This window comes from Leifsonia sp. AG29 (assembly GCF_009765225.1).
Lineage (GTDB): Bacteria > Actinomycetota > Actinomycetes > Actinomycetales > Microbacteriaceae > Leifsonia.
The window spans coordinates 1,109,397-1,123,133 of sequence record NZ_VMSF01000001.1 but is presented as its reverse complement, the minus strand read 5'-3'; the positions used below and the strand labels follow the sequence as shown (position 1 = coordinate 1,123,133).

Genomic DNA, 13,737 nt, shown 5'->3' with positions numbered 1-13,737 from the left:
CGCCTAGGCACCCGCGCGTCGCCGGGCGACCGACTGCGCGAGCACACGGATGCCGTCGGGGATGTCCGGGCCGGCGACCCCGCCGAAGCCGAGAAGCACCCCGGCAGCGCCCGGGTGGACGGCGAACTTGGAGACCGGCTGCACCGCCACACCGGCCGCCGCCGCGCTCTCGGCGGCACCCAGGTCGTCGAACGACGGTTGGTCGGCCGCGAGGAGCGCCACATGCAGACCGGCCGAGGACGGCACCGCCCGGAGGGCCGGCCCCAGCAGCTCGGCCGCGGTGCGAAGGACGAGGTCGCGCCGCTCGGCGTAGCTGCGCGTCGCCTTCCGAACGTGCCGGGCGAAGGCCCCTGAGTCGATGAAGCGGGCCAAGGCTCGCTGGCCGACGACGTCGTTGTGCCAGTCCGTGAGCCGCTTCGCGTGGCGGAGGGCCGGGAGGAGGGAGGGCGGCGCAACGAGGAAGCCGATGCGGAGGGTCGGCAGCATCGTCTTCGAGAAGGTCCCGACGTAGACGACGCGTCCCTCCTCGTCGAGCCGCTGCAGCGGGTCGAGCGGACGCGCGCCGAAGCGGTACTCGCTGTCGTAGTCGTCCTCCAGGATGACGGCGTCGTGGCGCGCGGCCCACTCGAGCAGGGCCGTCCGGCGCTCGATGGGGAGGATTCCCCCGAGCGGGAACTGGTGAGACGGGGTGACGTAGACGAGGCGGGCGGGCGGCAGGAGGTCGACGCGCAGGCCCTGATCGTCCACCGGGACAGGAACCACGCGCGCTCCCGTCGCCTCGAGGAGCTGGCGAACCGGTGGATACCCGGGATCCTCCACGGCGACGGTGTCCCCAGGGCGCAGCGTCACCCTCGCGATCAGGTCGAACGCCTGCTGCGCCCCGCTCGTCACCAGCACGTCCTCGGGCGACGCCCGGACGGAGCGGGCCAGCCCGATGTGCCGGGCGATGGCCTCTCGGAGTCGCTGTACACCGGCCGGATCGTCGTAGTTCGCGGTCCGCAGCGTCCGTCCCCGCAGCTCCGCGGCCACCAGAGCGCGCCAGGCCTCGAGCGGGAACAGCGCCGGGTCCGGGGTGCCGACGGAGAAGTCGTACGCGGTCGGCCTCGGCTCCGTCCACAGCGGGTCGTCGATACCCCGCCACGCCGGCGCCGGAAGGACGCCGCGCCGCGCAGCCGGCGGCCGTCGGCTCTTCGGCGGGACGCGACCGGCGGCGACGAACGTCCCCGCCCCGACCCTGGCGACCAGATAGCCCTCCGCCACGAGCCGCTCGTAGGCGGTGGCGACGGTCGATCGGGAGAGCTGCAGGTCGGCGGCGAGCTCGCGGGTGGCGGGGAGCCGCTCGCCGTTCCGCAGCCTTCCGTCGAGCACCGCCTCTCGCAGCTGGCGGTAGATGCGATCGGCACGGTCGCCCCGCTCCCCGATCGCGACGTGGACGTCCACGTGCACCTCCGATTGGCCTGATCAGAACCAGTCCGATTGGATCTTACGACGGGACAATCACAGCTCTAGCGTCGGAGTCATGACAGAACGCATCCAGCTCTCCGCCCTGGCCCCCGAGGGGTACCGCAAGATCGTGACGCTCGACGGCTACGTCGGCGGCGCCGTGGAGGAGCCGCTCGGCGACCTCATCAAGCTGCGCGCCTCCCAGCTCAACGGCTGCACCTACTGCGTCGACATGCACAGCGTCGACCTGCAGGGACGCGGCGTCCCGCTCCGCAAGGTGTTCGCGGTCAGCGCCTGGCGCGAGTCGCCCTGGTTCACCGACCGCGAGCGCGTGGCCCTCGAGCTGACCGAGGCCGTCACGCTGATCCACCGGGGAAGCGTCTCCGACGACCTCTACGACCGCGCGGTCGCCGAGTTCGGGGAGGAGGGGCTGGCGAACCTCCTCCTCGCCATCGCCACGATCAACGTCTGGAACCGTGTCGCGATCCCGACCCGGATGGCGCCTCCCGCTCTCTGACCGGCGCGATCACGACGAAGCGCTCCCCCGGACCAGGTCCGGGGGAGCGCTTCGTTCGTTCGCGGGGGCGGCTCAGCTCACGCCGAGCAGGTCGATGACGAAGATCAGGGTCTTGCCCGACAGCGGGTGCCCGCCGCCGGCCGGGCCGTAGGCGAGCGCGGGCGGGACCGTCAGCTTGCGCCGGCCGCCGACCTTCATGCCCGGGATCCCCTCCTGCCAGCCCTGGATGAGGTTGTTCAGCGGGAAGTTGATCGACTGGCCCCGGCTCCACGAGGAGTCGAACTCCTCGCCCGACTCGTACTCGACGCCGAGGTAGTGCACGTCGACCTTGGAGCCGCGGGTCGCCTCCTGGCCGGTCCCCTCGACGATGTCGACGATCTCGAGGGTCTCGGGGGCGGGACCCTCGGGGGCGTCCACTTCGGGCTTCTGGTTGGTGTTCTCTGCCATGCCGACCATCCAACCCGGCCGGATGCCGCCGCGTCAAAGGCGTTCGCTGAGCGCGCAGACGGGGCGGGGGTCTTGCGCTCCGCGCGGAGCCACGGCATCCTAGACGCATAACTCGACGTCCCGGGAGAGCTGCAGGCATCGCCGCACCACCGGGCGTCGAGTCTTTTAACGCCTCGACGCGACTGCCGCGCGTCAGCGAAGGAGCACGCATGAGTCAGCCCGAGGTCCTCACCCGTTCCGGCCGCGTCCGCGGTACCTGGAGGGAGGGGTCGGCCGCCTTCCTCGGCATCCCGTTCGCCGAGCCTCCCGTCGGCGCCCTCCGGTTCGCCGCTCCCGTGCCCCGTGCGCCGTGGGAGGGGGTGCTCGACGCCGACCGTTACGGCGCGACGCCCCAACGGAGGACCCTCGCCGAGGTGACCGCCATCCCCGAGCCCAGCATCGCCGGCGACTCGACCCTCACCGTGAACGTCTTCACGCCGGCTCCCGGAGACGAGGGCGCGCGCCTCCCCGTGCTCGTCTACATCCACGGCGGCGGGTTCGTCGCCGGCTCGCCCGCCAGTCCCTGGTACGACGGTGCGGCGTTCAACCGGGACGGCATCGTCACCGTGAGCGTCTCCTACCGTCTCGGGTTCGATGGCTTCGGCTGGATCGAGGACGCACCGCTCAACCGCGGGGTGCTCGACTGGATCCTCGCCCTGGAGTGGGTCAGGGACAACATCGCGGCATTCGGGGGCGATCCGTCGTCCGTGACGATCGCCGGTCAATCCGCCGGCGGGGGCGCCGCGCTCGCCCTCCTGACCGCTCCGCGCGCGGCCGGCCTCTTCCACCGCGTCGCCGGGATCTCGAGCGCGGTGAGCGGCATGGACGTCGTCAGGGCGCAGGCGCTCGGCCGCCGTCTCGCCGAACTCGGCGGCGTCGAGTCGACGCGCGCCGGGCTGTCGTCGCTCGACGAGACCACGATCCTCGACCTGCAGCAGCGCGCGGCCGCCCCGGCAGGCCAGAGCGCCGACCCTTTCGCGGGGCTCGCGCAACTCGTCCAGGGCGGCCTCAGCTGGGGGCCCGTCGTCGGCGACGACCTGCTCCCGCAGCCCGTGGTCGACGCCGTGCGCGACGGCGCGGGAGCCGACAAATCGCTCCTCCTGGGGACCACCGACAACGAGTTCAACGGCGCGGTCGCCGGGTTCCGGCAGCAGCTCGCCGCGGTTCCGCCCGAGAACCTGCTCGGGTTGCTCGGGATCGATCCGGAGACAGCGGCGCTGTATCGCGCGACGCACCCCGGCGAGTCGGCCGACGTGGTCGGCCAGTTCATCACCGATCACATCTTCCGCACCCCGGCTGCCGCCGTCGCCGCGGCGCGGGCGCGCCGCGAGACGCCCGGAGCGGGCACCTACCTCTACCGCTTCTCCTGGCGCTCGGGCACCGATGGGTTGGCCTCCCACTGCCTCGACGTGCCGTTCTGGTTCGACTGCCTCGACGCCGAGCGCGTGGAGGCGCTGGCCGGCGCGCACCCGCCGCAGTCGCTCGCGGACGAGGCCCATGCTGCGCTCGTGCGGTTCATCCGCGACGGCGACCCGGGATGGCCGCCGTTCGAGCAGACGCAACGGACCGCCCACGTCTTCGACGCGCCCTCGCGGGACGAGCGCGACGCCTACGCGGACGCCGCGGTGCTGCTCCCGGCCGCGCTCGCCTGACCGGTCAGCCGAACACCTTGCCGGGGTTCAGGATGCCGAGCGGGTCGAAGACGGACTTGAGCTTGACCTGGAGCTCGTAGGAGTCGGGGCCCAGCTCGTCGGCGAGCCAACGGCGCTTCAGCACGCCGATGCCGTGCTCGCCGGTGAGCGTGCCGCCCAGGTCCACGGCCGTGCGGAAGAGGTCGCCTGCCGCCTCCCAGACCTCGTCAGGCACCGCCGGGCCCGTGAACACGAAGTTGGGGTGGAGGTTGCCGTCCCCGGCGTGCGCGACCGTCGGGATCGGGATGCCGTAGCGCTCCGAGATCCGCTCGATGGCGTCGAACATCTCGGGCATCCGTGAGCGCGGCACCGCGACATCCTCGATGAGCACCTCGCCGGTGGCGGCCAGGGCCGGGTGGAAGGCGCGCCGGATCGCGAGGAGCCTCTCCCCCTCCGCGGCGTCCGCGGCGACGCGCACGGTGCCTCCGGTCGCCCTGATGAGCGCTGCGGCGGCCTCCGCATCGGCCGTCGCGCCATCGCCGTCGAACTGGACGAGCAAGTGGCTCGTACCGGCCGTCGCTCCGAAGGCGTCGCGGATCGTCTCCTCGCCGAGGTACGCGGCTATGCGCTCGAGCGCGGGTCCGTCGAGCAGTTCCATGACGGCGGGCCGGAGACGCGCCGCCGTGATCCGCGCGGCCGCAGCGGCCGCAGCCCGCACGTCGGGGAACAGCGCGCCCAGGGTCCGCGGCTCCCCGGGAGGGATCGGCAGCGCGCGCACGGTGGCGCCCACGATCACGCCGAGCGTTCCCTCGGAGCCCACGAACAGCGCCGTGAGGTCGTACCCGGTCACCCCCTTGACCGTGCGGTGACCGGTGCGGATGAGGCGGCCGTCGGCGAGGACGACATCGAGGCCCAGGACGGCTTCCCGGGTGACTCCGTACTTGGCGCACAGCAGGCCGCCGGCGTTGGTGGCGATGTTGCCGCCCACCGTCGAGACGGCCTTGCTCGCGGGGTCGGGGGCGAAGAACAGCCCGTGCGGCTCGAGGGCCGCGTTCAGGTCGCTGTTGATGACGCCCGGCTGCACCACGGCGAGCTGATCCTCCGGGACGATCTCGAGGATGCGGTCCATGCGGCTCACGTCCAGCACGATCGACCCGGAGGTGCCGCCCGCTCCCCCGGCGAGGCCCGTGCCCGCGCCCCGCGGCACCACCGGGACGCGGAACTCGCTCGCGGCGCGCAGCGTCGCCTGCACGTGCTCCACCGAGGCGGCGAAGACAATCGCGCGGGGTTCGCCGTCGGCTCTCCACCCGGAGCGGTCGCCTCGGGACGCGTCGAGCAGCGCCGGATCGGTGGAGAGGACCCCCGCCGCCACGACATCCTCGCCGAGAGCGGCCGTGAGCCAGTCGAGAACATCCATGTCGTCAGGCTAGCGAGGCGCGAGCCCGGTGACGCCTGCGGACTCCGTCGCACGCAGCGCCGATGTCCGATTTCCGCTATCGCACGGGGGTCCCCCGTGCGAGGCTGGAGTCATGCCGAACAAGCTCTCCGACCCGGTCTTCGCCGAGCGCTACCGGGCCATGAGCGCGAAGGACGCTCGGTTCGACGGCCAGTTCATCACGGGCGTGCACTCCACAGGCATCTACTGCCGTCCATCCTGCCCGGCCGTCACACCCAAGCCCGACAACGTCACCTTCTACCTCACGGCCGCGGCGGCGCACGAGGCGGGCCTGAGGGCCTGCAAGCGCTGCCTCCCCGACGCCGTCCCGGGGTCGCCCGAGTGGAACACGCGGGACGATCTGGCCGCCCGCGCGATGCGGCTCATCGGCGACGGGACCGTCGAACGGGAGGGGGTCCCCGGCCTCGCGCGACGCCTCGGCTACACACCGCGCCATCTCGGGCGCGTCCTGACGGCGGAACTGGGTGCCGGGCCGCTGGCGCTCGCGCGGGCGCACCGCGCCCAGACCGCGCGCCTCCTCCTGACGGGCACCGACCTCCCGATCACGGATGTCGCCTTCGCTGCCGGATTCTCGAGCGTCCGGCAGTTCAACGAGACGGTGGCGGAGGTGTACCGGCTGTCGCCGAGCGCCATCCGCGCGGCGGCACGCGGCGCCCGGCCGGCGAGCATCAGCGGTGACAAGGGCGTGACGCTCAGCCTGCGCCTCCCCGCCCGCGCGCCCTTCGCCGGCGCTTCCGTCCTCGCGTTCCTCGGCGCCCGGGCCGTCGCCGGCGTCGAATCGGGTGGACCGGACGGCTACGCCCGCGTCCTCAGGCTGCCGCACGGACCGGCGAGCGTCCGTCTCTCGCTCTCCGGCAGCTCCGCCTCCCCCGCGGTGGAGTGCACGACCACACTCGCCGACGTCGCCGACCTGGCCCCGCTGGTCGCCCGGGTCCGGCGACTGCTCGATCTCGACGCCGACGCGGCGGCGATCGACGAGGCGCTCGCCGCCGATCCGGCGCTCGCGACGGGCGTCGCCGCCACACCCGGGCTGCGCGTCCCCGGCGCGGTCGACCCGCACGAGATCCTGTTCCGGGCCCTCATCGGCCAGCAGGTCTCGGTGTCCGCCGCCCGTACGGCCCTCGGCCGTCTGACGGAGGCGCTGGGCGAGAGGGTCGAGCTGGACGGGTTCACCCGCCTCTTCCCCACGGCCGCCGCGATCGCCGAGCGCGGCCGGGAGATCCTGCGCGGACCGGTGCGGCGCACGGAGGCCGTGGTCGGCGCGGCCCGGGCGCTCGCCGACGGCTCGCTGGTCCTCGACGTCGGCGAGTCGCGTGGGGAGCTCGAGCGGCGACTGCTCGCCCTCCCGGGCATCGGCCCGTGGACGGCGGGCTACGTGGCGATGCGGGTGCTCGGCGCACCCGACGTTCTCCTCACCGGCGACCTGGCCCTCCGACAGGGCGCGCGACGGCTGGGCCTGCCGGCCGAGCCTCGCGAACTCGCTGCGTACGGCGCGCACTGGGCGCCGTGGCGCAGCTACGCCGGGATGCACCTCTGGGCTGCGGCCGCGGCGTAGGATCGCAGCCGGAGCCGCTGCCACCGACGCTCGAGAGGGGGACGCCGCATGCCCTCCATCAGCGTCGTCATCCCCGTCCTGGACGATGCCGCGATGCTGCGCCGCGTGCTCTCCGATCTCGCGGGCCAGCTGCGGGCGCCCGATGAGATCGTGGTCGTCGACAACGGGAGCAGCGACGACAGCGCCGCGGTGGCCCGGGCGGCCGGGGCGCGCGTGGTCACCCAGCCGGTGCGCGGCATCTTCGCCGCGTCGGCGACCGGGTACGACGCGGCCGGCGGGGACATCATCGCGCGGCTCGACGCCGACTCGCGTCCGCCCGCCGACTGGCTCCTGCACATCGAGGCCGAGTTCCTCGACGCCCCGGAGATCGGCGTGCTCACCGGCCCCGGTGTCTTCTACGACGGCAACACGCTCGTCGCGGGTCTCGGCCAGGTGCTCTACATCGGCGGCTACTTCTGGTCGATGGAGCTGTGGCTCGGGCACCCGCCGATCTTCGGCTCGAACTTCGCGATGCGCCGCGAGGTCTGGCGCGACGTGCGCGGACGCGTGCACAGCGCCCTCCCCGGCGTGCACGACGATCTGGACCTCGCCTTCCACCTCGACCCCGGTGTCGTCGTGCGCTACGACGACCGTCTCGTGGTGGGCATCTCGGCGCGGCCGTTCTCGAGCTGGCGAGGACTCGGGCGCCGCCTGCGCATGGCCTACGAGACCCTCCGGATGCACCTCCCGGAGGAGTCCCCCTGGCGGCGCAGACAGGCGCGGCGGCGCTGGGAGGAGGAGCACGGCGGCGAGGCGGCGAGCTGGGCCTCCTGACGTTTTCGCCCAAAACCCCCCGGCCGATAGCCTGGACCGGTGAGATTCTCGCACCTCAGCACCACGCCCGACTCGAAGCCGCGTCTGGCGGTCGTCATCGGCGACGGCGCCCTGTTCCTCGACGAGGTGATGGCGGAGGCGCCGCGCGACCTCCAAGACCTCATCGAGCGCGGCGACGAGGCGATGGCGGAGGTGCGGGCCGTCGCCGCCGAGGCCGCAGGGGCCGGCACGTCGCTCCCTCCCGTCCACGAACTGCGGCACGCGTCGGCGGTCCTGCGTCCGCCGCAGGTCATCGCGATCGGCGCGAACTACGCCGCTCACGCCTCCGAGCTGAAGCTGCGGAGCGAGAAGGCCGCGACGGTGTTCTCGCTGTGGCCGAACTCCCTCGCCGGTCATGAGGGCACCACCTCCTGGCCCGAGGACCTCACGACGCAGGTCGACTACGAGGCCGAGCTGGGCGTCATCATCGGGAAGCCCGCGCGCAACGTCTCCGTCGCCGACGCGCTCGACTACGTGTTCGGCTACACGGTCGTCAACGACATCACGGCGCGCGACCTCCAGTTCTCCGAGGCCCAGTGGTCGCGCTGCAAGTCGTTCGACGGCTTCACGCCCAACGGACCAGTGGTGGTGACCGCCGACGAGATCGCCGACCCCCAGGACCTCTGGCTGACGACCAATGTCGACGGCGCGATCCTGCAGGACGCATCGACCGCCGACATGGTCCGCTCGGTCGCCGAGATCATCGAGTTCCTCTCCCGCTCGGCCACCATCCAGCCGGGCACCCTGATCTCCACCGGCAGCCCGGGTGGCGCAGGCTACTCCCGCACGCCCCCGGTGTTCCTCCGCGACCGCTCGACGGTCACGGTCTCGATCGGCGGCATCGGCTACCTGACCACCTACTGCCGGGTCCTCTGAGCGCCGGACTCGCCCCCGGGCCCCCGATCGACGTAGCTTTAGGGGGTGTCGATCGGAGAGCGGCGGCCGGGTCTCTCCGGCGGGGGCGATGACGAGGCGGTCCGCCTCGATGCCGCCCTGCCCGACATCGACTGGTCGGTGGCCCCTGTAGGGACCGTGTTCTCCCGGTTCGCGGCTCCGAGCGGCGAGCTGGCCGTCGCCTCCCTCGGTGATCCCGCCGATCCGCGCGTCGTCCTCGTCCCGGGGGCCACCGGGTCCAAGGAGGACTTCTACCTGCTCGCTCCGATCCTCGTGGCGGCGGGCTACCACGTCGAGAGCTACGATCTCGCCGGCCAGTACGAGTCCGCGGCGGCGGGTCCCGTCGCCGGGGGCCGGTACACCTACGAGCTGTTCGTGGCCGACTTCCTCGCCTTCCTGGGTTCCGGCGGCCCGGCCCATGTTCTCGGCTACTCCTTCGCCGGGATCGTGGCCGAGATCGCCCTGGTCCAGCGGCCGGACCTGTTCCGGTCGCTCACCCTCCTCACGTCGCCGCCCGAACCGGGTCAGTCGTTCCGGGGCATCCGGATCATCGGGCCGTTCAGCCGCTTCGTGACCGGCCGGCAGGGCGCGGGGCTGATGATCTGGGGGATCGTCACGAACCGGAACCGCGTCGGCGACAATCGCCTGGCGTTCGTCCGTGACCGCTTCGAGCTCACGCGGCGGTCGAGCGTCGACGACATCATCGGGCTCATGAAGCGCGTGCCCGACGTTCGTTCGCAGGTGGCCGCGACCGGGATCCCCGTCCTCGTCGCCACCGGGGACCACGATCTCTGGCCCACGCACCTCCACGCGGCGAACGCCGAGGCGCTGGGCGCCCGGCTCGCGGTGTACCGCACCGGGCACAGCCCGTGCGAGACGGCACCGCACCAGCTCGGACGCGACATGCTCGCGCTGTTCCGGGAGGCGGAGGGGCGCTGACCGGCCGCCCCGCGCCTCCCGGTCGGGCACGCCCCGGGGCGATCAGTCGGAGACGCCGAGCGTGGGGTCGGCGCCGTCGCGCTTGGCGGCGGCGATCGCCTGCTCCTCGATCACCGGGATGGCCGTGGTGATGACCTCGAGCCCGCTCAGCCGGGCGGGCGACAGCAGGCGCGTGACCTCCTCGCGGCTCATCAGCTTGGCCTCGACGACGAGGTCGGCGACGTTGTGGCCGGTGAGGAGCGCGGACTTGGCGAGCGCTGCGGCGGCGGCGTAGCCGATGTGCGGGGTGAGCGCGGTGATGACGCCGACCGACGAGCCGACCATCGCCCCGAGCCGCTCCTCGTTGGCGGTGATGCCCTCGACGCAGTTGACGCGCAGCGTGTGGAAGGCCTGCGCCATCCAGGTGATGCTCTGGAGGAGCGAATGCGCGATCACGGGCTCGAACGCGTTGAGCTGCAGCTGACCGCCCTCGGCCGCCATGGTGACCGTGACGTCGGCGCCGGCGACCGAGAAGGCCACCTGGTTGACGACCTCCGGGATGACGGGGTTGACCTTGCCGGGCATGATGCTCGACCCGGCCTGGCGCGCCGGGAGGTTGATCTCGCCGAAGCCGGCCTGCGGGCCGCTGGAGAGCAGGCGGAGGTCGTTGCAGATCTTCGACAGCTTGATCGCGCTGCGCTTCAGGGAGCCCGAGAAGGACATGAAGGCGCCGGCGTCGCTCGTCGACTCGATGAGGTCCGGGGCGGTCTCGAGGTTCAGCCCGGTGATGGCGTTCAGGTGCTTGACGGCGGCGGACGCGTACCCCGGGTCGGCGGTGATGCCGGTGCCGATCGCCGTGGCGCCGAGGTTGATCTCGGCGAGCAGCCACTTGGTCTCGGTGAGCCGGGCGTGGTCCTCGGTCAGCGTCGTGGCGAAGCCGTGGAACTCCTGGCCGAGCGTCATCGGGACGGCGTCCTGCAGCTGGGTGCGGCCGACCTTGAGGATGTTGCGGAACTCCTCCCCCTTGCGGGCGAACGAGTCGCGCAGCAGGGCCAGCTCGTCGAGCAGGTGCCCGAGGGCGAACGTGAGCGCGATCTTGATGGCGGTCGGGTAGGTGTCGTTGGTGCTCTGGCTGCGGTTGACGTCGTCGATCGGGTGCATGTGGGCGTAGTCGCCCTTCTCGTGGCCGTCGAGCTCGAGGGCGATGTTGGCGATGACCTCGTTCGCGTTCATGTTCGTCGAGGTGCCCGCGCCTCCCTGCATCACGCCGACCACGAACTGGTCGTGGAAGCGGCCGTCGATGATCAGCTGGCACGCGCGGTCGATCAGCTCGGCCTTGTGCGGCTCGAGGACGCCGATCTCGAGGTTGGCGCGCGCGGCGGCCTGCTTGACGCTCGCGAGGGCGACGATCAGATCCGGGTAGACGGAGATCGGCCGCTTGGCGATCGGGAAGTTCTCGAGGGCGCGCGAGGTGTGGACGCCCCAGTAGGCGTCGGCGGGGATCTCGCGGCTGCCCAGCGAGTCGCTCTCGGTGCGGGTGGGGCGGCCCGCGGCGCTCGGGGTGGGGACGTCGGACACGTTCTCGGACGCGTCGATCACGGGGATGGGGGAAGTCTTCGGCTCGTCCATCGTTGCTGTCGGGTTCACGGTTGGCACCGTTGCCTCTCGTCGTGCGTTGGCATGCTGTCTCGCCGGTCGTTCGTGGCGGCCGGCAGAGCCCAGGCTACTCCGGGCGTCCGCGGAGGGGGTGGACACGGCGTCCGGGATGCCGGACGTTCCTCGACACCGTGTCGATGCGCAGGCGAGGGAGGCGCGCTCAGCCCAGCCGGCGGAGCAGACCGCGCGCGAACGAGTCCTTCGCCTCCGTGTAGGGAGGATAGACGAGCCGCATCGTGTCGGGCGCGAGCGGCTTCCGCAGCACGGCCTTCTCGTGGCTGAACGTCCGGAGGGACCGCTCGCCGTGGTACGCGCCGTGACCGCTGTCCCCGACGCCGCCGAAGGGCAGCCCGGCGACCGCGAGGTGGGCGGCCGGGATGCCGAATCCCACCGCGCCGGAGCTCGTCTCGGTGAGGATCCGCCTCCGCACCGACGCCCGCTCGCTGAACACGTAGAGCGCCAGGGGTTTGTCGCCGGAGCGGATGACGGCGATCGCGTCGTCGAGCCCGTCGACGACCACGATCGGGAGGATCGGGCCGAAGATCTCCTCCTCCATGACCGGGGAGTCGCGCGGGACGTCGAGCAGGACGGTCGGCGCCAGGTAGCGGGTCTGCGCGTCATGCCCTCCGCCGACCGCGATCGTGCCCGAGCCGAGGAGGCTCGTGAGCCGGCTGTGGTGGCGGTCGTCGACGATGCGCCCGTAGTCGGCGCTCTGAGCCGGGTCGGAGCCGTACAGCTCGCGGAGGGCGTCGCCCAGCGCGGTGGCGAGACGGGAGGCGACCGCTCGCTCCGCCAGGACGTAGTCGGGCGCGACGCACGTCTGGCCGGCGTTCATGAACTTGCCCCAGGCGAGGCGCCGGGCCGTCGCGGCGAGATCGGCGGACTCGTCAACATACACGGGCGACTTGCCGCCGAGCTCCAGGGTCACGGGCGTGAGGTGCTCGGCGGCGGCGGCCGCGACGATGCGACCGACGCGCCCGTTCCCGGTGTAGAAGATGTGATCCCAGCGGTGCGCGAGGAGTTCGGTGGTCTCGGGGACGCCTCCCTCGACCACTGCCACGGCGCGCGGGTCGAGATACTGCGGGAGGAGGCGCGCCATCGCGGCCGAGGTCGCGGGCGCGAGTTCGCTCGGCTTCAGCACGACCGCGTTGCCCGCCGCGAGGGCTCCCACCAGCGGCGCGAGGAGAAGCTGCACCGGGTAGTTCCAGGGGGCGATCACGAGCACCGCGCCGAGTGGTTCCAGGATGGTGGAGGCGCGGGCCGGCAGCAGCGCACCGGGCACGGTCACGCGGCGGGGGCGCAACCACCGGCGCAGGTGCCGGGTCATGTGGTCGATCTCGCCGACGACGAATCCGAGCTCGGCGATCTGCGACTCGGTCGGGTTCTTGCCGAGATCCTCCTGCAGCGCGGCCTCGAAATCGGCCGCGCACTCGATCAGCAGCTGCCTCAGCGCCTGCAGCTGCGCGAGGCGCCAGGCGAGTGGTTTCGTGACACCCGCGTCGAAGGCGCGGCGCACGGCAGCGACGGTGTCGGGGATCGTCCGGGAGGCGGCGGCGCTCATGGGCCCATCCTAGGGACCGGACCGTCGGGATACGCCGGATTCCGCCTCCCCGGCCCGCTCACACGCGAGGGCGGTACTCGAGGTCGAAGATGGCGTGGCCGAGCCGTTCGCCCCGGCGCTCGAACTTGGTCACCGGGCGGTCGTCGGGACGCGGGACGAAGCCGCCCGGCCCCGCCGAGTTGACGAGGCCCGGCTCGGCGTCCAGAACAGCGAGCATGTGCTCGGCGTACGGCTCCCAGTCGGTCGCGAGGCGCAGGACGCCCTCGGGCCGGAGCGCCCTGACCAGCAGCCGGGCGACGTCGGGCTGGATCAGCCGGCGCCGGTGGTGGCGTGCCTTGGGCCACGGGTCGGGGAAGAAGATCAGGATCTCGTCGATCGAACCGGGCTCGATCCCCCGCTCGAACACCTCGACCGCGTCGTGGCGGACGAGCCGCAGATTGCCGAGACCCCGGTCCCGGATGCCCCCGAGGACGCGCCCGACACCCGCGCCGTGCACCTCGACGCCGAGAAAATCGCGCTCGGGGTGGCGCTCCGCGAGCGTCAGGAGGTTCTCGCCGTTGCCGAAGCCGATCTCGACCACGCGAGATGCGGTGCGCCCGAACGCCGCGTCGAGGTCGAGGCGCGAGCCGTCGAACTCGATCCCGTAGTCCGGCCACAGCTCGTCGATGGCGCGCTGCTGCGCCTCCGTCTTGCGCCCTCGGACGACGAAGCTGCGGGGCCGGACGAGAGGGGTGGGTTCCATCCCTCCATTGTCTCAGCCCCGCAGCG

At 72.5% G+C, this 13,737-nt stretch carries 12 protein-coding genes; 6 read left to right on the top strand and 6 right to left on the bottom strand.

The features are described from left to right. Positions 1-3 precede the first annotated feature (3 nt). A complete protein-coding gene (gene pdxR / locus FPT20_RS05465; RefSeq protein WP_158863341.1) occupies positions 4-1,440 on the bottom strand; it encodes a MocR-like pyridoxine biosynthesis transcription factor PdxR in 1,437 nt (478 codons plus the stop codon). A gap of 79 nt (positions 1,441-1,519) precedes the next feature. Between pdxR and FPT20_RS05460 the strand changes: the two genes are divergently transcribed. After that, complete coding sequence (locus FPT20_RS05460) at positions 1,520-1,960, top strand: carboxymuconolactone decarboxylase family protein (protein WP_158863339.1); 441 nt, start codon at positions 1,520-1,522, stop codon at positions 1,958-1,960. 72 nt (positions 1,961-2,032) lie between these two features. On the opposite strand, the gene FPT20_RS05455 is transcribed toward FPT20_RS05460, so the two are convergent. Next, positions 2,033-2,407, bottom strand: coding sequence for an FKBP-type peptidyl-prolyl cis-trans isomerase (locus tag FPT20_RS05455; protein ID WP_158863337.1), 375 nt, complete (start codon positions 2,405-2,407; stop codon positions 2,033-2,035). A 209-nt stretch (positions 2,408-2,616) separates the two neighbouring features. On the opposite strand from FPT20_RS05455, the gene FPT20_RS05450 reads away from it, so the two are divergent. Next, positions 2,617-4,098: a carboxylesterase/lipase family protein gene (locus FPT20_RS05450; protein WP_158863335.1), complete on the top strand. Its 1,482-nt coding sequence runs from the start codon at positions 2,617-2,619 to the stop codon at positions 4,096-4,098. A gap of 4 nt (positions 4,099-4,102) precedes the next feature. On the opposite strand, the gene FPT20_RS05445 is transcribed toward FPT20_RS05450, so the two are convergent. Further along, positions 4,103-5,494, bottom strand: coding sequence for an FAD-binding oxidoreductase (locus FPT20_RS05445; protein ID WP_158863333.1), 1,392 nt, complete (start codon positions 5,492-5,494; stop codon positions 4,103-4,105). A gap of 112 nt (positions 5,495-5,606) precedes the next feature. Between FPT20_RS05445 and FPT20_RS05440 the strand changes: the two genes are divergently transcribed. Genes FPT20_RS05440 through FPT20_RS05425 form a run of 4 tightly spaced genes read left to right on the top strand, consistent with a single transcriptional unit; the run spans position 5,607 to position 9,773 of the window. Then, positions 5,607-7,088, top strand: coding sequence for an AlkA N-terminal domain-containing protein (locus tag FPT20_RS05440; protein ID WP_158863331.1), 1,482 nt, complete (start codon positions 5,607-5,609; stop codon positions 7,086-7,088). A gap of 48 nt (positions 7,089-7,136) precedes the next feature. Further along, complete coding sequence (locus FPT20_RS05435; RefSeq protein ID WP_158863329.1) at positions 7,137-7,901, top strand: glycosyltransferase family A protein; 765 nt, start codon at positions 7,137-7,139, stop codon at positions 7,899-7,901. A 39-nt stretch (positions 7,902-7,940) separates the two neighbouring features. Then, positions 7,941-8,816, top strand: coding sequence for a fumarylacetoacetate hydrolase family protein (locus FPT20_RS05430; protein ID WP_158863327.1), 876 nt, complete (start codon positions 7,941-7,943; stop codon positions 8,814-8,816). Positions 8,817-8,861: 45 nt separating this feature from the next. Beyond that, the gene (locus tag FPT20_RS05425) at positions 8,862-9,773 is read left to right on the top strand and encodes an alpha/beta fold hydrolase (RefSeq protein WP_158863325.1); all 912 of its coding nucleotides are present in this window, start codon (positions 8,862-8,864) and stop codon (positions 9,771-9,773) included. Positions 9,774-9,815: 42 nt separating this feature from the next. Here the strand turns inward: FPT20_RS05425 and FPT20_RS05420 are convergent, their stop codons facing one another. From FPT20_RS05420 to trmB, 3 genes are all read right to left on the bottom strand, one after another. Next, the gene (locus FPT20_RS05420) at positions 9,816-11,381 is read right to left on the bottom strand and encodes an aspartate ammonia-lyase (protein ID WP_158867853.1); all 1,566 of its coding nucleotides are present in this window, start codon (positions 11,379-11,381) and stop codon (positions 9,816-9,818) included. A 187-nt stretch (positions 11,382-11,568) separates the two neighbouring features. After that, on the bottom strand, positions 11,569-12,969 hold the full coding sequence (locus tag FPT20_RS05415) for an aldehyde dehydrogenase family protein (RefSeq protein ID WP_158863323.1): 1,401 nt from the start codon (positions 12,967-12,969) through the stop codon (positions 11,569-11,571). 58 nt (positions 12,970-13,027) lie between these two features. Beyond that, positions 13,028-13,711, bottom strand: a complete 684-nt coding sequence (gene trmB, locus FPT20_RS05410; RefSeq protein ID WP_158863321.1) for a tRNA (guanosine(46)-N7)-methyltransferase TrmB — start codon at positions 13,709-13,711, stop codon at positions 13,028-13,030. Positions 13,712-13,737 lie beyond the last annotated feature (26 nt).

Bases quoted from the DNA above. Each gene is read 5' to 3' on its own strand.
- FPT20_RS05460 (WP_158863339.1), top strand. From the start codon at position 1,520: ATGACAGAACGCATCCAGCTCTCCGCCCTGGCCCCCGAGGGGTACCGC.
- FPT20_RS05450 (WP_158863335.1), top strand. From the start codon at position 2,617: ATGAGTCAGCCCGAGGTCCTCACCCGTTCCGGCCGCGTCCGCGGTACC.
- FPT20_RS05455 (WP_158863337.1), bottom strand. From the start codon at position 2,407: ATGGCAGAGAACACCAACCAGAAGCCCGAAGTGGACGCCCCCGAGGGT.
- trmB (WP_158863321.1), bottom strand. From the start codon at position 13,711: ATGGAACCCACCCCTCTCGTCCGGCCCCGCAGCTTCGTCGTCCGAGGG.
- FPT20_RS05420 (WP_158867853.1), bottom strand. From the start codon at position 11,381: ATGGACGAGCCGAAGACTTCCCCCATCCCCGTGATCGACGCGTCCGAG.
- FPT20_RS05415 (WP_158863323.1), bottom strand. From the start codon at position 12,969: ATGAGCGCCGCCGCCTCCCGGACGATCCCCGACACCGTCGCTGCCGTG.
- FPT20_RS05445 (WP_158863333.1), bottom strand. From the start codon at position 5,494: ATGGATGTTCTCGACTGGCTCACGGCCGCTCTCGGCGAGGATGTCGTG.
- FPT20_RS05440 (WP_158863331.1), top strand. From the start codon at position 5,607: ATGCCGAACAAGCTCTCCGACCCGGTCTTCGCCGAGCGCTACCGGGCC.
- FPT20_RS05435 (WP_158863329.1), top strand. From the start codon at position 7,137: ATGCCCTCCATCAGCGTCGTCATCCCCGTCCTGGACGATGCCGCGATG.